Source organism: Thermostichus sp. MS-CIW-38 (genome assembly GCF_054058415.1).
This window is the reverse complement of record NZ_JBSSAH010000015.1, coordinates 27,897-47,557: the sequence shown is the minus strand read 5'-3', so window position 1 is coordinate 47,557 and position 19,661 is coordinate 27,897. Positions and strand designations below refer to the sequence as shown.

Genomic DNA, 19,661 nt, shown 5'->3' with positions numbered 1-19,661 from the left:
AAAAGCAAAAACCATCTCAAATTCATTGAGATGGTTCATTCATTTGTATTTATGTCATATTACAGTTAATAAATTTTTAAGAAGAGTCTAGGATCTCGTTAAGGTTGCTCCATTAGCGCCCGCCAATCACAGCGATGTAGTTGGTCACCCATTCGTAGTAGGGCACGCAATCCATACGTCCATCGCCACAATCGGCCACAGGAGTTTTCCAGAAGAAGATGCGCTCAAAATTGTCGATGCCATTGGTCTTGCATCCCTCTGGCCCCAGCAGCTCGCTGGCCTGACAAGCGGCGGGCACCACCGGCACCGAGCCAAACCAAGCCGCCAGATCCCCCTGCACCTTCGGGTTCAGAGAATGTTCCATCCACAGGTAGGCACAGTTGGGGTGTTTGGCGGTAGCGCTGAGCATGGTGGTATCTGCCCAGCCGGTGGCTCCCTCTTCCGGTATCACACTGGCGACAGGTTGACCTTCGGATCGCAACAGATTGACCTGGAAGGGCCAAGAGCTGGAGGCCACTACCCCTTCGTTGACAAAGTCATCCACCTGCACCGCCGCATCGTGCCAGTAGCGTCCAACCAGTTGCCGCTGCTGTCGCAATAGAGCTAGAGCAGCATTGAACTGTTCGCGGGTCAGCTCGTAGGGATCCGTGATGCCCAATTCTGGGCGGTGGGCCTTCAGGTAGAGGGCGGCATCGGCAATGTAGATGGAGCCATCGTAGGCTTGGATGCGGCCCTTGTTGGATTTGCCGTCTGGCAGGATTTTTTCTTCAAACACCACATCCCAACTGGTGGGGGGTTCCGGGAAAACCTTTGTGTTGTACATCAACACGTTGGATCCCCATTGATAGGGCACGCCGTAATGCTTGCCATCCACGGTATGCCAGGGAGCATCCCGCAGGCGCGGGTCGATGGTCTCCCAACTGGGGATCAGGCGGGGGTTAATCTGCTGTACCCGTTCCCCTTTGATCAGGCGTAGGGTGGCATCGCCGGAGGCCGTCACCAGATCAAAGCCGCCCTCATTCATCAGGGCTACCATCTCATCGGAGGTTGCCGCCACCTTAACGCTGACTTGGCAGCCGGTTTCTTTCTCAAACTCGGTCACCCAGTCATAGGCGGGATCCGTTTCTCCCCGTTCGATATAGCCTGCCCAGGCCACAATCGAGACCGCCCCCTCTGGGCGGCCCAAGCGATACAGGGGCCCGCGAGCAGCATGGGCGGAATGGGAGGTCAGCAGCAGCGTGAGCAAGGCCAAGCCCAATGAGAGCAGAAGAGTTAGCCAGAGGCGAAACAGAATAGACCCCAGCTTCTTGGCCTGTAGGGGAATGAAGGGGTTCAGGTTGGCCATCACAGGCTTCTCCCAGGCAACAACTGCGCTGGCATCAAGGGTAGATCATTCCTCGAAGAGATCCCGCTACATTGAAAACAATCTCGACAACTCTCTATTCGACTCCACAGTTCTGGATCCCCCTCAATGGTTTCACTGTTGCCCAAGGATGGGATTCCGTCTCGCTCAAGCGACCAGCAGGGCGGGGTCAAAGCAATGGCACCGCAGGGAATCAAATGCCCTCTAGGCTGACGTTGAGAAAGCGGGCGATCTCGGCTGCTTGGTTTTCGATCTCCATCAGGGGGGGAGGCTGGCCCACTCCGGTGAGGGGGATGTCACCGCGTCCTTTCACCCGCAAGTAAATGGCTCGGCGGGGGTTAAGCCCCTCTCTCAGCTCCACCCGCAGGCTCTGCACCTCGGCAAAGTCATACTCCAGGCGGACTTCACGGTTTTTGCCCGGAAAGCCTCGCCGTACCAGAGTTATCTTCTGCGTGCGCCGGTCGAACTCGTTGTAGCCGCCCCCCAGGTTCCAATACAAACTCAACCATTGGTACAGTCCCGCCAGGGATCCCAGCACCCCGTAAAAGAGCATGGCAATGCCTTGGGGAATAAACACCAGGCTGGCGGGATCGGAAAAGGGGAGCAAATTGCGGTGGAGATAGCTGGAAAGGCCAGCCAAGGTAAAGCCCAGCCCTCCCCCCGTCAGCGCCACCGCCCAAAAGTACACGCTGGGCCGCCGCGACCCAATCACGGTGTAGCGCAGCAAATCGGCAGAACGGATTTCAGGAACAATGGCGGACACAGTTGGGATCCCTGCGGGTTTTCCAAGGTTGGCTTCTCTCATTTTATTAGGTGGCAAGGGCTCTCCCCGGCAGAGGGGCGCTCAGGGGACTGTCAAGAGCTAGAGCCGCCTGGGGAATGGGGGCGGAAGTCCTCTGCGCTGTACAGCCCCTCTCCCGAAGGGAGTTAGGGATAGTTTTTATTGTTATGGCTCCTTTTGCTCCTTGTAAGAGCCGTAGCAGGGATCCCTGCTGGAGCTCTGAGGTGTTCCATCTGCTGATAAAACCTGGACAGTATACGCCGATGGGATCCTCGCTCACTTCAGGGTTAGGGCTTACCCGGCGTGACGATCCTACCCTCTCCTGGGGCGACTTCCGGGGGGTTGGGTCGGGTCTGCCCAGGGGGCTCATCAACGGCATCCGAGGGAGAGGCAGGGGTGGGATCCGGCTCAGGAGAGGCCGTTTGTTGCGGTTCTGCGGCAGGGGGAGAAGGCTGAGGCTCAGGGGTTGGGTCTGGCAGGGCTGGCGGCTGGGGTAGGGCGTCTTGGGCTGTTCGTTCCCCAAAAGCCGATAAGGCAATGGCAGCTTCCCCGCGGCTGACCGGCTCGAAGGGGTTGAAGGTGCGGATGGGGCCAAAGGTGCGCAGCACGGTGGAGGCATTCTCCAGACTGCGATCCGCTACCAGAGCAGGAACAACCTCAGGAGGAATTTGCGCCGCATCGGTAAACCCCCAGCGCTCCTCCAGCTCTGCTCGGGATCCCTTGATCTGGCCGGGAGGTAAGTCCAGGGGCACCTTCATGCGGATTAACTCCGCCCGGGACAGCAGGCTGTTGGGGCGAAACTCTCGATTGGCATCTCCGGCAATTATGCCGGCAGCTCCCAGGGCTTGAATGTAGCGAAAGTTGGGATCCTCTTCCGGCACATCCAAAAAGAGGGGGCGTTCCGAGGGGGATCCCAGGCGGATCTGCCGACTGGGCTCGTCGGCGTGGATGGCGTTGTTGGCCAGCACCAGCCAACGGGCAAATTCTCCGCGACGAACGCTGCGCTGCGGCTGAAATTCGCTGCCGGGGATATCGGCAAAAACTCCCAACCGATCTAGGTATCCCACCGAACGGGCCACCAGAGATCCGGGCTCCAAGTCTGTAAAGCGGCTGCTGTCCGGGCTGGGCAGAGGTGAAGAGGGGGCGGGAGCAGTGGGGATCGAGATAGAGGGTGGGATGGATCCCGGCAAAGGTTGAGGCGAGGGAGATGCCGGCAGCTCAGGTTGGGCTGTGGGCAGACCTACTGGGCGTACAGCGCGCTCTAGCTGTTCTCCCCACTCGGTTCCCTGACAGGCCGACAACAGCCAGAGCAGCGGAATAAGGCTGCCGAGCTTGAGCCAGGGGCCAGGCCGCATAGGTTTAGACTGATGATGCACCGCTCTACCTTTCTCTATTGGTCTCTATTGAGCCCATTTGCGGCTAAACTCCTCCAGCACGTCCAGCAGGTTAAGCAGGCTTTGCATCGGCAGGAGATCGGCCAGGGGCAATTCTTTGCGCCCACCCCCCACTTTCACCGGGATCCCTTGCAAGATCTCTGTGACGGCGTCCTCATCCACCTTGCCTGCCATCACCTGGGGTGCCAGTCGCTCCGCCAAAAGGGTATGCAGGTGGGCATCGCGCAGGTAAAGATGCCAGCGGGCCACATCGATGTAAACTTCTTTACCAATGGCAGCGGCCAATTGCTCAATGTCTGGGTTGCTGGGCACTTTGGCCATCCCTCAGCTCCGTTGGTGGTTGCGTCTGCCCCTCCCTCAGATCATAACCCGAACCCAAGGACTCCTCAGGGAGGGCTGGCAGCAGAGCGATTGGGTAGAGGTAGGGCGAAGTTCTCTTGCAGCTGCCGCAGCATCAACAGGTGTTCCAGAGCTAGGCGATCCCGTTCTGTCCGCAACTGGCTCAGTTGGGCCTGAATTTGGCGGATATCGGCCTCGTTGGAGTCCCAGGTTTGCAAAAGGCGGTAGAGGCGCTCTTGTTGGTCGGCAATTTGCCGGTTTAGGCGGGCTAGGCGGCGGCTGAACTCCACATCCATTTCCTCTGCCAGCTCGGAATCCGGCAGCAGGGCCAGGCGATCCCAATGGATGCCCAGGTCGGCCAAGCTTGGCGGGGACGGATCCAACTCCTTGAGGAGGGGGAAATCCGGAAAAAGCAATGGATCTGTTTGATCGGGGGCGGGGGGTTGAGAGCGAGCCACCGGAGGGGTGAGACGGGATCCGGGTGAAGGCAGGTTCGTGGGTTGGGGGGCAGGCTCCTGTCCACTGGGAGAGGAGTGCAACTGCTTCGGACTCCGTCCCGCCGGCGCGGACGGCGTTGCCAGATGGCTACTGCTGGGATCTGCCTGGGCCGACAGGGATCCCAGACTGCATAGCCAAAGGCAGACTCCTAGCCCACAAGCCCAGCGAACTGCTTTTTCCACCCTGCGCTCCTCAGTCTTTCTCAAGCCTGCTCAGGTCATTCCCAGCCCACCTCGGCCCTGGTCGCGTTGGCGGGGCGAGATCCACGGTCGGGCATTGCCTCAAACAAAATCGAGTAGGCATCTTGCTTTTGCCCCGGCTCGAAAAGATAGCGTTGGGCAACACGAGCAGAGGCAGGCACGATGGCCACACGCACCGGCGGATCTTCCAGCGATACCAAAGGCTGGGGATGAGACCAACGCCATCCCGCCCAGCCCGCCCCTGCCAAGGCCACTACAGCCGCTGCCACCCGTCCCCAAGGGGTGCCCTTGCGTCGCCGCCAGCCCAGGTCGAGCATTGGCCTCCGATCCAGCTCATCGAACACACGGCTAATCAACAGCTCCGTCTGGATGGGATCCAAGGTGGGGGCCTTGAGGTTGGCCAAACCGGCCTGTAAAGCTGCCAGTTGGCTGTACAGTTGCCGCGCTTGGGGATCGCTGGCCAGCCAATCTTCCACCTGCCGCGCCTCTTGAGACGACAATTCCCCATCCAAGTAGGCGCTCAACTGTTCAAAGCGCTCATCCACCACCGGCAGCTCTTGCTGGGGATCCCTGGGGTCGGGGTTGGGGTTGCCGCGAACCATGGTCATTCACCATTAAGGTAGGGTTTTAGGGTGGATTGTAGGCGGGCGCGGGCGCGCGCAATGCGAGACTTAACAGTGCCCAAAGACACCCCTGTGATCTCGGCAATTTCCTCATAAGCCATTCCCTGAATTTCCCGCAGCAGGATTGTCTGGCGAAAGGCCTGCGGCAAGTCGCGGACGGCTTGGTGCAATCGCTCGTAGAACTCGCAGGTGGCGAGGTGCTCATGGGGACTGGGGCTCTCGCTGGGCAGCTCCCATTCCATCTCGCTATCCCGCATCTGAATCGGCGCATCCAGAGAAAGGGGCTGCTGCTGTCGTTTGCGCTTGCGCAGCTCGTCGTAAAACAGGTTGGTGGCGATCCGCCCCAGCCAGCTGCGAAATTTCGCCGGCTCCTGTAGGCGTTTCAGGTGGCGGTAGGCCCGGATCCAAACTTCCTGGGCCAAGTCATGCCGGTCCTGCCAGTCCGGGGCAAGATGATAGAGCACCTTGTCCACATGGGCCTGATGGCGACGCATCAACTCGGCAAAAGCCTCCCGATGGGGCTGGGATCCCTGCTGACAGATCAGCACCAGATCCACATCAGCGAGCTTTTCGGGCCGCACAGGCACGTTCTTCACCAAGACGGACCAGCGCTGGCCACTGATGTCGCTGAGGGCAGCATCCATAGGCATCCATAGGTTGTAACAACAGCAACAGCGGAGGGATCCCCTCCCAGACAGAACCTCTGTTGCCCAGACGAAATGGCAGAGTTTGGGTTCCCCCCACCCTCAACCGCAGGGTAGCTCTAGAGGCTCTGAGGGCCATACCGGCAAGACTCCACAGCAAGACCACCTCCTCACTAGATCTTGGCGCACATGGCGGGGTGGTGGATTGCAGGATAGCTCTTGAGTTGGTAACTGGGCTACAGTGGGCTTGCGGTATGGTGAAACGTCCGACCCGCCATGGCTTCCGATGCTCCTGTTGCCGTCCTCTCCGAGCTCAAGGCGGTGCCAATGTTGGCCGAACTTTCGGCGACGTCCTTGCAATGGCTGGGATCCCAGGTCAAGCTGCGGGATATCCCGGCGGGACAGGCCCTCTTCATGCAAGATGCCTGGGGCAGCGTAGTTTATCTGATCCTCGCCGGCTGGGCTAAGGTGCGGCGGGCTTTGCGGGCGCAAGACAGCACCAAAACCCTTGCCTTGCTGGGGCCGGGCGCTTGGGTGGGGGAAATGGCGGTACTGGACGAAGCTCCCCGCTCCCGAGATGTGCTGGCCCTAACCCCGCTGCGGGTGGCCGGGATCCCGGCGGCAACCTTCAAAGCGCTGATGTTGCGGGAGCCGCAACTGTGTTACCAGCTGGCCTGCAGCCTCTCCCGTCGCCTGCGCCTGGCCAACTTGCAGGCGGATCTTGACCAGCAGAGCCCCCCGCTGCGAGTGGTGCATACGCTGGTGCAACTGGCGGAAGCTTTTGGCGAGAAGACCCCCCAGGGGATGCGCATTGTCTACCCTCCCCCCCAGGATTTGGCCGATATCAGCCAGGTTAGCCGGGAGACAGCCCTGGCGGTACTGAGCCGTCTGCAGCAGCAGGGGGTTATTCAGCCGCTGCCGGAGCAACAGTCTTTGCTGCTGATCCAGTACGCCAAACTGGTAGAGGCCACCCGTCTGCTTTAGATATTGAAGATATTGACCCATGTCTCCCCAACCGATTTCTCCCCATCCAGGACAAGAATCTGTCTGGGACTATCCGCGCCCACCTCGTCTGGAGCCCACCACAGAACTGGTGGAAGTTCTCTTCAATGGCGAGCTCATTGCCCAAAGCCGCCGTTGCTACCGCGTCCTGGAAACCAGCCACCCGCCCACCTACTACATTCCCCCCACCGACGTTCGACTGCAGTATCTCCGCCCCAGCTCTCGCACCTCTTTCTGTGAGTTCAAAGGGGCTGCCTGCTACTGGACAGTTCAGGTCGGATCCCAAACAGCCGTAGATGCCGCCTGGAGCTATCCGGATCCCAGCCCGGCGTTTTTGCCCATCCGCGACTACCTTGCCTTTTATCCAGGCCGTGTGCAGGAGTGCCGGGTAGGTGGAGAACGAGTCCGGCCTCAACCCGGAGATTTCTACGGCGGTTGGATCACCTCAAAGGTCGTAGGCCCTTTCAAAGGAGAGCCGGGTAGCTGGAACTGGTAGGGGCGGAGCAGCGATTCCCGAGGGGGGATCCCTTTTACCCACGAAAAGGACTACAGTTAAGTCGATGCGGGTCAGTTGTCCAAGGACTCCGTCCCGCTGGCACGAATCGGAGAGCGCGGACAAAAACCATGACGGTGCGGGTGCCCCTCGACTATTATCGGGTTTTGATGCTGTCGGCACGGGCAGATGAGCATCAGATTGAGCAGGCATACCGGGAGCGGATCGATCTCAAGCCGGGCGAGCGCTCCTGGCTGTCGGGGTTCTCGCCACAGGCTGTGGAAGCTCGCGCCCAGATGATCCAAGAGGCGGCTTCTGTGCTGCTTAACCCTGAGGCACGGCGAAACTACGACGAACATCTCATGCCGGCGGATCCCACCTTAACGGTGGAGGAAACACGCTTGCCGGGAGTGCTGTGCTTGTATTGCGAAGCCGGAGAATACCAAGCTGCCTTGGACTTGGCTCAACATATGCTGGAGCAGGGCCACCCTGCTCGTTCCGATGCCATTTTGGCGCGGGCCATCGCTCGTCTGACACTGGGTCGAGAAGCCTGGCAACAGGGATCCTATGAAGAGGCGGCGCGTTCCCTACAGGCGGGCTTGGCGGAGCTGGAGGAGTATCAGGCCTTTCCGCAGATGCAAGCGGAGATCCGTATCGATTTGGGCAAGCTGCGTCCCTATCGCATTTTGCAACTCCTCAGCCAAAGTGCTCCCGCCCAAGCTGGAAGACACACCGCTGATGGGAACGGGGAGCGACAGCAGGGACTGGCTCTCCTCAAAGCCATGCTGGACGAACGGGGCGGCATCGAGGGGATGGGGCAAGATGGCTCTGGCCTCAGCACCGAAGATTTCCTGCGCTTTATCCAACGGGTACGTCGCCACCTCACCCTCAAAGAACAGCAGGAGTTGTTCGAGCGGGAGGCTGAGCGCCCCTCGATGGTGGCCGCCTACTTGGCCGTGCAGGTGTTGCTGGCGGCAGGTTATCTGGAAAACCGCCCGGCTCTGGTGCGGCGTGCTCGCGGCTACCTGGCTCGTCTGGCGCAGCGGCAGGATGTGCATCTGGAGCAGGCCATCTGTAGTCTGTTGCTGGGGCAGACCGAAGACGCGCTCGCCCATCTGCGCTCCACCCAAGAAGTAGAGGCCTTGCAGTTTATCGAAGAACACTCCGCCGGTTCTCCCGACCATCTGCCGGGTCTGTGCCGCTTCACAGAAAAATGGTTTCAGGAGGAGGTGTTCCCGGAGTTCCGCGGTCTGGAAGCCGCCCAAGTGACGTTGCAAGCCTACTTCGACAACCCCCAAGTACAAGCTTACCTGGACGAAATGCCCAGCCGCGAAGACCCGCCGGCAGGGATGCTCTCTCCCAGTGCTCCGCACCGCTGTCGCGAACAAGCCCCCCATCCCCCACCTCATTTGCCTGCCGTGGTGGGTCCTGAGCCAACCCAGGAATTGTATCGCCCACCCGCCCCTTGGCAACAGGGGGTGCCAGAACCCCCGCGCCTCTCGGATTTGCCCTCCTACCGGAGCACCCCCAAGGCGGGCGTCTCTGCTCTTGCGGATGAGAGTTCTAGTGCTCCGCACCGCTGTCGCGAACGCGCCCAAGACCGTTCCCCTCAGGGGGACGGAGTCCAGAGCCTAAGGTCCGCTGGCGCGATCGGTTTGCAGGATGTGGAGCGTTACCGCCGCAGCCGCTTGGGGGGCCGTAAGCGTCCTACCTTTCCCGCTGGCGTTCGTTTGGGCTCCGCACCGCTGGCGCGAATGGCCGGGGTGGTCGGTGTGGGCATCCTCTCCCTATTGGTCATCTGGCAAATGTTGCGGGGCCTCTTCACGCCGCCGCCGGCACCACCGCTGGAGCAACCCCAGGTGCAAATTGAGCAGCCGCCGGTTGACATATCGCTACGCGACGCCTCCGCGAACGACAATCCCGGCCAGACGGAACTCACTCCCCCGCCTGAGCTAACTGGCCCTCTGGCGGAGTGGCAAGGAGTACAACAGGTGCGGGTGATCTCCAACGATGGCCTCAACATTCGCCAGCAACCCAGCCTGACAGGAGCCATTGTCGGGACAGCCCCACGCCAAGCCCTGCTGCGGGTGGTGGAGGTGCAGGCTGGGGAGGGACAGGTGCCCGTCTGGCTGCGCATTGAGCGAGATGGCGCGCCCGGGGGATGGGTCGCCGCCCAGTCGGGCTCTACCCGTCTGGTGGAACGGCTCTAGCTCTCCCTTGCTGCCAGCTGTTATTGCTCCGCAACGCTGCTGCGACCGCGCTACGGGGACGGAGTTCTCGGTCCCGCCCTTTTAAGGGGTATAGTCTGCTTCCTTCTCAACTGTTGTGGATATTCTGCGCAATGCCCCGCTGGGGATTTATCTGGAAGAGCCTCGCACCTGGCTACATTGCCTGGATCCGCGGGTTAAGCTGGCCTGGCTGCTCAGCTTTCTCCTCAGCCCCATTTTGGCCGGCAATGGTTGGCGCTTGGCCGTGGTGGTGGCTCTTCTGCTGCTAACTGTGGCGGCCCGTCTGCCGCGCCGGGTTTGGTCAGGCCAACTCTCCCTGGTGCTGGCCCTGAGCCTGCTCACCTTTGGGATCACCAGCTTGGCGCCGGATGGATTGGGGGTTTTTCCCCAACCGCAACGGCAGGATATGCAGGTGGTGGGCTATGGGCTGATTCCCGTTAGCGGTGCAGGGCACTTCGACTTGGCTGTAGAACAGGGATCCCCAGACCGTGCCTGGCGGGAGCAAACCCGTGCTTGGCAAACCCCTTACCGCTACCGCCTTGTTCAATTTTCCCTGTTGGGGCGAACCTTTCAGGTCTCCCGCCGTTCTCTATCGGTGGCGCTGCGGCTGGGCACCCTCATTTTTACGTTGCTCTACGCTACCCATTTGTTTCTGTTGACCACGGCCCCCGAAGAAATTGCCGAGGGGATCGGCCAATGGTTGCAGCCTCTCAAGCGTTGGAGATGGCCGATTGCCGAAGTAATTCTCACCCTCACCTTGGCGCTGCGCTTTCTGCCTTTGGTGATGGAAGAGGTGCAAAACTTGGCGCGGGCGGTGCGAACTCGGGATGTGCGCTGGGGATCCCTAAGTTTCCGGGGCGGGATGCAAACCCTGCTGGCCTTGGTGGAGCGCTTTTTTGAAAACTTGCTCCTGCGTGCCGAACAGACGGCTATGGCAATGCAGGCCCGTGGGCTGACCGGCCCAGACCATCCCCTGCGCTGGCACCGCCTACAACTGCGGCGGCTGGATCGCGGCCTACTGGCTCTACTGCCCCTGTTTTGGCTGCTCAGAACCTTGTCCCCCTAAGGTGACCGGCAACACAGCTTTTTCCTACCCAGGGGGATGGGGCTCGTCGCTGCCCATCGGCAGGAGCAGCCGAGAGACACAACGCCCATCGGAAGAGAGGTAAAAGGAGAGCTGGCCCCCCATCCGCTGCACCACCCGTTGACACAGGCTGAGTTCCAGACCAGGACTTACCGATAGAGGCGACTTGAGCAGAGGATCCGCGTAGATCACCTGGTTCGGATCCAACTGAAGGGCGGCCATCAGGTGAGGGTCGAAGCTGCCCTGATCCACCACCAGCAGCTCTGCATAGCCAAAGGGCTCCGCATCGCTATCGCGAACGCTGGCTTGGCTCCACAGATCCAGCCGCCCCCCTTCCGGGCTGCGCAAAATAGCGGCTGTCAACACCTCCCAGAGCACCATCTCCAGTCGTTCGGGATCCCCCTGGACGGCAATGCTCATGTCCCCATGGGCCCGCGGCCACAGCTTGCGTTTTTGGGTCAGGGCCTCCACTCGGCGTAGGCTTTTGCGCACCAAGGTTGCCAAGGGCACCGACCGCGACTGCGGCTGCACCTGCCAAGTTTCCGACTGCAACAACGGCCCTGTGGAGACGGTCAGATCCCGCAGCCCTCTGCCGATCTCCACCACCTTTTGCCAGCGGGTGGCTTCGTCTCCGGGAATCTCCGGCACCTGACCCAGGCGGCGCAGGCTGTCCAGAAGGGCATTCTGCATGTCCATCAGGCGGCGGTGTTTGTACCAGTTCAACTCCCTGAGCACCTCCTGCTGCTCTTGCAAAGTTTGCATCCAGAGCAAGCGCCGCACCGTCCAGCCGCAGGTCTGGGCGATCAACATCACAGCCGCCCGCTCGTCGGGATCCCAAACCTTGCCCGCTTCTGCCCCCAAGATCAAAACTCCCAAAGCTCCCGCCTGCGAGGAGTTTGTCTCCCCCAGCGCCACCAGCAGCCAGGATCCCAGGCCGGCAGCAAAGTGCTCCGCACCGCTGACGCGACTGAGCCAAGTGCGGCTGGCAGGGGGGATCTGCTCCTGGGTGAGCGGCAGAGGTTCTGCCGACTGCAGCGCGTAGGCCAGTAGGGGATCTTGCAGGTCGATCTCGGTGGAGCCGGTCTCCGTCCCGGCAGCGGTAGTAAAAGGCCCCTGGAGCTGAGCCCGGCTTTCCCCCGGCTGCCAACTGACCACCAGCGCCAGAGGGATCCCCAGCAATTGGGCCGTCTGTCGGACGGTGGTGGTGTACAGATCTGACAAGGTGGCCGAGTTTTGCAAGGTTAAACAAGTGGTGATCAGGCCCTTGAGCAACTGCTCTTGTCGTTGCCGGCGTTGTTCTGACCGAATTTGCCGCAGGATCACCCCCACCTGTTGGGCGATCCCCCGCAGCAGTTGCCGCTCTTCCCGGCTCCAGGTCCGTAGCTGGGGATGCAACACCAAGAGCAGCCCTTCCACAGGTGTGGTGGCGGTACCGCCGACCCCGGTGTGGGTCAGCATCAAGGAACGAACCCCTGCCAGTTCCTGCCGCCAAGAGAGCAGGCGCAGATCTTGGTCGTAGTTTTCTGCCACGACCACCTCGCTGCGCATGAGATCCTGCCAGTCCTGGTCGCTCAGAGGGCTGAGCTGCTGTGGCAAAGTCTGCTTGCCTTCCCTGCGGTACTCGTAGAAGAGGCGGGGGATGGGGCTGTCGGGATCCACCGTCAACACGGCCACTGCACCGACTTTCAGGCGCTGGGCCAGGCCGACAACGGCTTGCTGGAGAGCCTGTTGCAGCTCCGCCGGGTTGTAAAGCGAGCGGCCCACCTGTTGCACAAACTCTTGGTCATCGGCCAACTGGCGAATGCGGCGATCCAGATTTTCTAGGGGGGCAGCCAAGGCCAACCCATTGGCGGCAGCAGCTACCAACTGTCGCTCAGCGGCTTGCCAGGTACGGGGCACATCCGATTGCACCCAGATGAACCCCAGCAGATCCTTTTCCAGCAAAATCGGGGCCGCCAAAACGGCCTGGGCCCGCAACTGCTGCATCAGCTTGGGGGGAACCTCAGAGCGAGTCGTCCCTGTGCCGCCCACCACCACCTGGCCATCGGCGAGGGTGTAGTACATGTCCCCCAATTCCCGCAGCGAAAGGCTGACCTCCCCTGTTGGCCCTGCTCCGACTTTAGCCCCTTTGGGAACAGGGGGCTGAGAGGACTCCGTCCCCCCGCTGTTGCCAACAGCTTTGGGGGCGCTTCCATGGGGGACGAACTGCCCCTGGCTGCGCTCGTGCCAATACACCTGAATGTGGACAGCGCCCAGAAAAGACTGTAACTCCTGCCTCACCAGGCTGACCCGTTCCTGCAGGGATCCCACCTGGCGCATCGCCGTTCCCAACCTCAGGAGTGGATCCTCAAGGCGCTTTTCGGTCTGCTGCTGCCAAGCGTTTTCCAACTCCTGCAGAGAGGCTGCCAACTGCCCCAGCAAAATTCCCAAGAGAGCCTTTTCGTCCTCATGGGTGGTAACCCCCCACATTTGGGATCCCAGCATCAGGATCCCCAAGCAGCGCCGCCGTCCTACTGCCGTTCGCGACAGCGGGCCGTAGGCCGAGAAGGGATAAATGAAACAGCCCTGGATCCCGCCCAGTCGCCTGGCCTCCCGCTGCCAAATGCCCATGCGCGGCTCCTGAGAGAGGTCGGGCAGGCTGATCGGTCGCTGCTCGATCACCACCTGCTCCAGGATCTCCCCCGGCTGTAGAGGATGCACCGCCCGCAGTAGGGTTTGATCCTCAAGAAGGGTCACTCCCCCCTGACCCACCAACTGGTGATTTGGATAGTCGTAAAAGGCCAGCCAGATCAGCGGCGCCCCAAACGCCGCCTTGACATACTCCAGCGTGAGCTGAACGAGGGTGTTGGCATCGCTCTGCTCCCGCATCTGCTGCAAGGTTGCTTGCAGGGCCACCAGGGGAGATATTGGCCCAGCTCTATCGGAATGAGGGGGAACAGACTGAACCATACCTGTGTGGAGCTATTCTGCGGGTTCCTCTGCAAGTCAATGCCCTCTCAGCCAGATCTCCGTCGGATCTGAGCCTTATTTGTTGCTGGGCAACGCTGAGGCAACAGGTGAGAAGAAGAGAGCCCGGACTTGTTGCTGTTTGGAACAACTTTGGCATACTCTCCGCCCCAAGGGGCAGGGATTCTCGACGTCGGGCCCCATCCTCGACGCAGTGAAAGATTTGGTTTTCATCTCTCACCCAGCCCCAGTGTAGTCTGTCTGCAGCCGTCCTTCATGGCTTCCTAACTTCCCTGGGGTTGGTCGCGGAACGCTTGGAGAGTGTCTCAATCTAGTTTGGAATGACTGTAATTTCAGGAAGGCTTCACCACTGGGATCCCGCGCAGCTTGTGAGTATGGGTCACCAAGCTCTGGACAAAGTGTTGAAAGCGCTGTTGTAGCTTCTCGTCTTTGAGATTGCCTTGCTCGTCAAAAGCGCTCCAAGCCCGACCGATGGCGATCTGCTCGGGGATCACCCAGCCATGCACCCAACGCACAATCAAGCGCATCTGGTTCAGGGTATTGCTGTTGCTCTCGCCGCCCAAAACGCTGATTAACCCAAAGACCTTGCCCTCCAGTTGCTCAAAACTCAACAGATCCAGTGCATTTTTCAGGCTGCCGCTGATGCCGCCGTGGTACTCCGGGCTGGCTAGGATGATCCCATCCGCCCGCTTCATGGTTGCTCTTAGGACTGCCACATCGGGATAATCCGCATAGGACTCCGAGCCATCCACAAAGGGCAACTTCATCTGCCGCAGATCGAGGATGTGCAACGGGATCCCCAACTTCTCAAACTCGCGCCGCGCCACCTCCAGCGCCTGGTACGTTAAGGAATTGGGCCGCAGGCTGCCCCCGATTGCCACGAAACGGGCCTCAGAGGCTTCAGCCATGGTGGTTTGAGGATCGACAGTAAGGGCTTGCAGAGGAGACATGAGCCGGGTTCCTGAGCAGACATTAGTTACGTTGCAAACAATCATAACTCATACCAACTCCGAGTTGTAAAGATTTCTTTAACTTTTCTGCTCCCCAACCCTAATGCATTCGCCGAAGCGTTGCATAAGCGATAACAGCCGGATTCCTATCCAAAACTGGGGATCTGGATACCCTTTAGCAAAGGGATCCGGGGCCAACGGATCACCTGCAGCAGGTTGGAAAAGTCATCCCGCCAGACGGGATCCCCGGCCTGGGGCAAAAGGGGCTGCCAGGGATCCAGTTCCTGCAGGACTCCAGAGTTTTGGGCCAAAGGGCTCCGCCCTGCTGAGGCGGTCGTCGAAGCGTCGCGCGGCGATAACAGCACCCAATGGGAAGGAGCCAGCCCCGCCTGGCGTTGCTCAGGGGAGAGATCCCGGTGGTCTTGGTGCCAAGCGTGAAGCTGCAGGGATCCGACCAGGCCAGCCAACAGCGGGGCCAGGTCGAGGTGGCGGTTGGTGATGTTGAAGAGCAGCCAGCCGTGGGGCTTGAGCTTGCTCAGGTAGAGGGCCAAAGCCTCTTGCGTGAGCAAATGCACCGGCACTGCGTCAGAGCTGAAGGCGTCCATCACCATCAGGTCATAGCTGCCCTCTGGGATCCCCTTGAGGCTGAGCCGGGCATCACCGAGGATGACCTGCACCCGCGCCCGCGTCTGGGCCCACCGGAGATAGGAAAAATAGCGGCTCGCCCAATCGACCACGGTGGGATCCAACTCGAAAAACGTCCACTCATCCCCTGGCTCGGCATAGGCGGCCAACGTGCCGATCCCCAGCCCCAACACCGCAATGGCGGGCGTGGGATCCACAGTCTGGGCTCTGAACGCCGCAAACACCTGCCCAACGGGCCCAGGCCGAGCGAAATAGGTCAGCGGCTCCAGCGCTTTTTCCGGATCCAAGTTTTGGCTGCCGTGTAGAGTGGTGCCGTGCAGAAGGCTGCGGAAGGATCCCTGCTCAGTTTGGTATTCCACGATCCGGTTGAGGCCGAAGGCGCTGCGCTCGCTGTGGATCACCTGCAGTCCCGGCTGCAGCCAGGGTTGCCCCAGCAGCACAACCAACCCCGCCATTGCTCCCACCCAACCGACCTTGGCCTGCCAGCCAGGGGCTCCGCTCTGCTGCTGTGAACGGCTCTCCCCTGACACCAACAGCGCCAGCACCGCCCAGCCCAACGCCAAACCCACCCCAGCGCCCACCTGCAGCAACGCCTGCGGTTGAAAGTGCAACAGCAGCAAAGGCAGGAGCAGCCCCAGCCCCAGCCACAGGCCCACCCGCCCCCCCTGCGCCCCCAGCACGGCCAGCGACATCCCCAGCAACAGGGGATATTCCAGCACCGTCTCGAACACCTGCGGTGCCAAGAGGGCAGAGAACATTCCCCCCAAACTCCCCCCCAAAGCCAGCCACAGGTAAAACTGCGTCAACTGCTTCACCGGCGGGCGACGGCAAGCTAACCGGCTGTGGCAGCCCCAGCTCACCAGCCCAAAGGTGATCAGATGCAGCGGCAGAAGCAAAAAACCGGGCCTCACCCAGCCCAAGACCTGTACCCCCACCGCCCCGCAGGCCAGAAGAGCTGTTGTTCCCAAAACCCACTCATTGGGGTGGATCCCCCCGAAAGCCAGCATGAGTGTCAGCAGATAGATCCCCAGAGGAATGGCCCACAACAGGGGCACTGCCGCCACATCGGTGGTCAACAAGGTGGTGACCGCCACCAACAGGCCCGCCGGCAAAAAAGCCAGACCCGCCCAGCGCCAACGCTCTCGCCAGGAAACAGTCAAATCCCCCGGAGCAGCGCCGGATCCCTGGGAATCTGCCCCGCGTTCTTGTTGCTCCGCAACGCTGTTGCGACTGAGCAGCAGACCCACCCCGCTTAGCAGCACCAGGGCTGCCACCAGCGCGTAGGATCCCGTCCACAGGTGAGTTTGCCCAGCCAAAGACAGGCGGGGCTCCAACAACAGCGGGTACCCCAGCAGCCCGCCCAAGCTGCCGGCATTGCTGGCCACATAGAGAAAGTAGGGATCCGGGATCCCCTGTTGTTCCGCGCCCCCTCTTGCTGCCAACCCCCGTTGCAGCAACGGCGTCGTCGCCGACAGGAGAAACAGCGGCACTCCAGCTCCCAAAGTCAAGTCTGCCAACAGAGCGAGAGGGGGCCACACTTCTTTCGGTTGGCCGGGGATCCCCAATTGAAAGGGCAAAAGCCTCAGACCGGCCAGCAACAGGATCCCGTGGATTAGCACCCCCATCCTGGGATTGAGCCCGCGCCCCAGCCGGTCTGCCCACAGGTAGCCCAGCAGCAGGGTGGCCTGAAAAAAGGCCAGGCAGGTATTCCACACCAGGGGGGATCCCCCCCACAGCGGCAACAGCAACTTGCCCAGCAGCAACTGTCCCCAAAAGAGGCAAAAAGCGCTGCCAAACAAGCTGAGGCCAACCAGCCAAATCAAAGCCGACCTACCGCAAACCCCTCAACTGCCAGTATTGCCCACTTTCTCCCGGAAGCTTGAGGTGGGATTCACAGTCATTTCAGGTTAGCTAGACCGCCGAGAAGCCCCGCACTCTATGCGTCAGCATGAGTGCAGAAGTATGTCACGATCGCAACGCTGACGCAAACCCAAACTGCACTCCCAATGTTGCCATACAGCGCTAACGCGAACACAGAGCATCGCTGGCTCTGGCGTGACCAGCCCATTCGCTACCAACAGTCGGGATCCGCAGGCCCAGCCGTGTTGCTCATCCATGGCTTCGGGGCCAGCAGCGACCATTGGCGGAAAAATTTGCCGGAGCTGGGGCAGCACTGTCAGGTGTATGCGATTGATTTGTTGGGGTTTGGGGGATCCGCCAAGCCCCTGCCGGGATCCCCTTTGCCCTACACCTTCGAGACCTGGGGATCCCTGGTGGCCGATTTTGTCCGAGAGGTGGTGGGCCAGCCAGTCTATCTGGTGGGCAACTCGATTGGGGGCATCGTGGCTTTGCAGGCGGCGGTTCTGGATCCAGCCCAGGTTTTAGGGGTAGCGATGTTGGATCCCTCGCTGCGGCTATTGCACGAGCGGAAACGGGGCCAGGTCTCCTGGCTGCGCCGCCAGTTTACCCCTTTGCTGCAATCCCTGCTGGGGTGGCCCCCCTTTGGTCGTTTCTTCTTTGCTCAGGTGGCCCAGGCTAGGGCCATTCGCAATATCCTCCTCCAAGCCTACGGGCGCAAAGAAGCGGTTACCGAGGAGCTGATCCAGCTTTTGCTCAAACCCGCTTTGGAGCCGGGGGCGGCAGAGGTCTTTTTGGCCTTTGTGCGCTATTCTCAGGGGCCTTTGGCTGAAGATCTCTTGCCTCAGCTCACCTGTCCCGTCTTGATCTTGTGGGGGGAAGCGGATCCCTGGGAACCCATTGCTCTGGGGCGGGCCCTGGCACAGTTTCCTTGCGTGGTGGGGTTCATCCCGTTGCCGGGGGTTGGCCATTGCCCCCAGGATGAAGCCCCCGAGCTGGTCAACCCGCTGCTTTTGGATTGGATCCGGGATCCCACCAAAAAACCTGAAAAAGGAGTTCGTTCCGCCGGGATCCCCTCACCCCCCCTGCAAGAGGAGAGCTAGGAAGTGGCGCAGCAGGAGCTTCCCCGTGCTGGGGAATGGCATGGGCTGCCCTTGGAATCCTCGTACCTACGCCCGACCGAGGTGCTCCAGTCGATCCAGGTTGGGGCCGCTCAGCCGGAATGCCTGGCCAAACCCCTGGATGAAGCTGCCAGCTTTGGGGATGATCTGACAGAAGTGAAAATCCGCCAAGCCCAGGATCATCTCGGCAATCTCGTACTTGGCGCGGTAGAGGGCTTCAAACCCCTGCGCCTGCGCCTCCTCGCGGCTGAGAAACTGGGCTTCTCCGCTCACCATCACCCGCGACAGGGCATGGTTACTGCGGGGATCCCCTGGGGTGGGCGGCTCGTGGATGAGCAGGCTGGCACGGGGATCTGCCCGCAAAGCCTGGGTGTGGCCAGAAAGATCGCTGATGACAATGGCAAAGCGCAAGGGATCCCGCTGCACCACAAAAGGCACCAACGACACCGCCGGGGATCCCTGCTCCAGCACCGCCAAGCTGGCCACCGGCTGGCCATCCAGCAGCATATTTAACTGTTCCAGCACCGACATGGTTGTCCTCCAGTCCCCTTGCTATTATCAGCTCCCCTGTACTGGGACAAGAGCCACAACCCTGCTTACAGGCTGTTCCTGGCCTGGTTGAACTCTGCCCGGCAGCTCGGAACATTGGGCGTCAACAACGTTGTAAATAAAACTTTACAATCCTATGCAAAGCGAGCTACGCTGGTGAAGAAAGCACAAGGAGAACCCTATGACCCGATATCGCTCCGTTGTCGTCGAAGAAGGTGGTCGGCTGAACAACTACGCCATCGAGCCGGAAATGTATGTGGACAGCACCCCCCGCGTGGGCTTCACCGAATATGCAGAGCGCTTGAACGGGCGTTTGGCAATGATCGGCTTTGTTGCCCTGATCCTGTTTGAAGCTCTGTCCGGTACCACCCTGCTCGGCTGGCTGCAATCCCTGGGCCGATAAGCCAAAGAACGCTTCCTAGGAAGAGGGCTGTCTCTAATCGCCGATTGACTGTTCGCGATAGTGGGACGGAGTCCTCACTTTGCTGCACAATTCTCTACAACCTGATGTGCAAACGCTAGGCAGTTGTGCGAGTGTGCAGGGAGCGGGTGGTTAGGTTTATGTTTCTAGACCCCAGCTACCGTTTGAAATGTACCCCAAGCTCTGGGGGAAGTGACATACTCCCATCACTGACCCTACGGGTACAGTGTGGGCTTCTCGCTTCATTGGGGAGCCTACGCAAGAACCCTCTGCGAGCAGACACGGGATGTCCCACCGCGTAGCTGCACCAGATTCCGGCAAAAGCCGTTTTGTGCAACTACTCTCACCATACACCATGTGGGGGTATCTGTATCCCGACACTGACGCTACGGGTACAGTGCGGGGCTTAGCTAACCCCACACCCCGACAAGCTAACGCCTGTGGAGACTCCTCTGGCGGGGTGGTAGGTCTAAAACCTACCGCTAGTCAAGGGTTGCTGAAG

General features: G+C 60.6%; 17 protein-coding genes. 6 read left to right on the top strand and 11 right to left on the bottom strand.

The genetic code is table 11. The features are described 5' to 3' along the window. Window positions 1-112: 112 nt before the first annotated feature. The 7 genes from ACVWXZ_RS07200 to ACVWXZ_RS07170 form a co-directional block, all read right to left on the bottom strand. Entirely contained in the window at window positions 113-1,345 is a 1,233-nt protein-coding gene (locus tag ACVWXZ_RS07200) for an ABC transporter substrate-binding protein (RefSeq protein ID WP_414356713.1), read from the bottom strand. A gap of 211 nt (window positions 1,346-1,556) precedes the next feature. After that, window positions 1,557-2,126, bottom strand: coding sequence for a photosystem I assembly protein Ycf4 (locus ACVWXZ_RS07195; protein ID WP_457403169.1), 570 nt, complete (start codon window positions 2,124-2,126; stop codon window positions 1,557-1,559). A gap of 305 nt (window positions 2,127-2,431) precedes the next feature. Continuing rightward, on the bottom strand, window positions 2,432-3,499 hold the full coding sequence (locus tag ACVWXZ_RS07190; RefSeq protein WP_457403167.1) for an S-layer homology domain-containing protein: 1,068 nt from the start codon (window positions 3,497-3,499) through the stop codon (window positions 2,432-2,434). A 45-nt stretch (window positions 3,500-3,544) separates the two neighbouring features. Continuing rightward, entirely contained in the window at window positions 3,545-3,859 is a 315-nt protein-coding gene (locus tag ACVWXZ_RS07185) for a DUF3181 family protein (RefSeq protein ID WP_011433076.1), read from the bottom strand. A gap of 65 nt (window positions 3,860-3,924) precedes the next feature. After that, complete coding sequence (locus ACVWXZ_RS07180; protein ID WP_457403166.1) at window positions 3,925-4,557, bottom strand: hypothetical protein; 633 nt, start codon at window positions 4,555-4,557, stop codon at window positions 3,925-3,927. Between the two features lie 35 nt (window positions 4,558-4,592). Continuing rightward, entirely contained in the window at window positions 4,593-5,177 is a 585-nt protein-coding gene (locus ACVWXZ_RS07175) for an anti-sigma factor family protein (protein WP_457403164.1), read from the bottom strand. Window positions 5,178-5,179: 2 nt separating this feature from the next. Next, a complete protein-coding gene (locus ACVWXZ_RS07170) occupies window positions 5,180-5,842 on the bottom strand; it encodes a sigma-70 family RNA polymerase sigma factor (RefSeq protein WP_414343224.1) in 663 nt (220 codons plus the stop codon). 276 nt (window positions 5,843-6,118) lie between these two features. Here ACVWXZ_RS07170 and ACVWXZ_RS07165 point away from each other — a divergent pair, with 276 nt between their 5' ends. The 4 genes from ACVWXZ_RS07165 (at window position 6,119) to ACVWXZ_RS07150 (ending at window position 10,631) form a co-directional block, all read left to right on the top strand. Further along, window positions 6,119-6,826: a Crp/Fnr family transcriptional regulator gene (locus tag ACVWXZ_RS07165; protein ID WP_457482337.1), complete on the top strand. Its 708-nt coding sequence runs from the start codon at window positions 6,119-6,121 to the stop codon at window positions 6,824-6,826. Between the two features lie 19 nt (window positions 6,827-6,845). After that, window positions 6,846-7,340, top strand: coding sequence for a DUF427 domain-containing protein (locus tag ACVWXZ_RS07160; protein WP_011433071.1), 495 nt, complete (start codon window positions 6,846-6,848; stop codon window positions 7,338-7,340). A gap of 128 nt (window positions 7,341-7,468) precedes the next feature. Continuing rightward, window positions 7,469-9,547: an SH3 domain-containing protein gene (locus tag ACVWXZ_RS07155; protein ID WP_457482336.1), complete on the top strand. Its 2,079-nt coding sequence runs from the start codon at window positions 7,469-7,471 to the stop codon at window positions 9,545-9,547. 115 nt (window positions 9,548-9,662) lie between these two features. Next, entirely contained in the window at window positions 9,663-10,631 is a 969-nt protein-coding gene (locus tag ACVWXZ_RS07150) for an energy-coupling factor transporter transmembrane component T family protein (protein WP_457482335.1), read from the top strand. Between the two features lie 24 nt (window positions 10,632-10,655). On the opposite strand, the gene ACVWXZ_RS07145 is transcribed toward ACVWXZ_RS07150, so the two are convergent. From ACVWXZ_RS07145 to ACVWXZ_RS07135, 3 genes are all read right to left on the bottom strand, one after another. Next, the gene (locus tag ACVWXZ_RS07145; RefSeq protein WP_457482334.1) at window positions 10,656-13,598 is read right to left on the bottom strand and encodes a GAF domain-containing protein; all 2,943 of its coding nucleotides are present in this window, start codon (window positions 13,596-13,598) and stop codon (window positions 10,656-10,658) included. Window positions 13,599-13,948: 350 nt separating this feature from the next. Further along, window positions 13,949-14,524, bottom strand: coding sequence for an NADPH-dependent FMN reductase (locus ACVWXZ_RS07140; protein ID WP_457403188.1), 576 nt, complete (start codon window positions 14,522-14,524; stop codon window positions 13,949-13,951). A 188-nt stretch (window positions 14,525-14,712) separates the two neighbouring features. Further along, complete coding sequence (locus tag ACVWXZ_RS07135) at window positions 14,713-17,034, bottom strand: spermidine synthase (RefSeq protein WP_457482333.1); 2,322 nt, start codon at window positions 17,032-17,034, stop codon at window positions 14,713-14,715. A 183-nt stretch (window positions 17,035-17,217) separates the two neighbouring features. Here ACVWXZ_RS07135 and ACVWXZ_RS07130 point away from each other — a divergent pair, with 183 nt between their 5' ends. Then, window positions 17,218-18,171 (top strand): alpha/beta fold hydrolase, encoded by a 954-nt coding sequence (locus tag ACVWXZ_RS07130; RefSeq protein ID WP_457482332.1) that lies wholly within the window; start codon window positions 17,218-17,220, stop codon window positions 18,169-18,171. Between the two features lie 66 nt (window positions 18,172-18,237). Here the strand turns inward: ACVWXZ_RS07130 and ACVWXZ_RS07125 are convergent, their stop codons facing one another. After that, window positions 18,238-18,720 (bottom strand): pyridoxamine 5'-phosphate oxidase family protein, encoded by a 483-nt coding sequence (locus ACVWXZ_RS07125; RefSeq protein ID WP_414357271.1) that lies wholly within the window; start codon window positions 18,718-18,720, stop codon window positions 18,238-18,240. 199 nt (window positions 18,721-18,919) lie between these two features. Here ACVWXZ_RS07125 and ACVWXZ_RS07120 point away from each other — a divergent pair, with 199 nt between their 5' ends. Next, entirely contained in the window at window positions 18,920-19,141 is a 222-nt protein-coding gene (locus ACVWXZ_RS07120; protein WP_414349692.1) for a high light inducible protein, read from the top strand. Window positions 19,142-19,661: the final 520 nt, after the last annotated feature.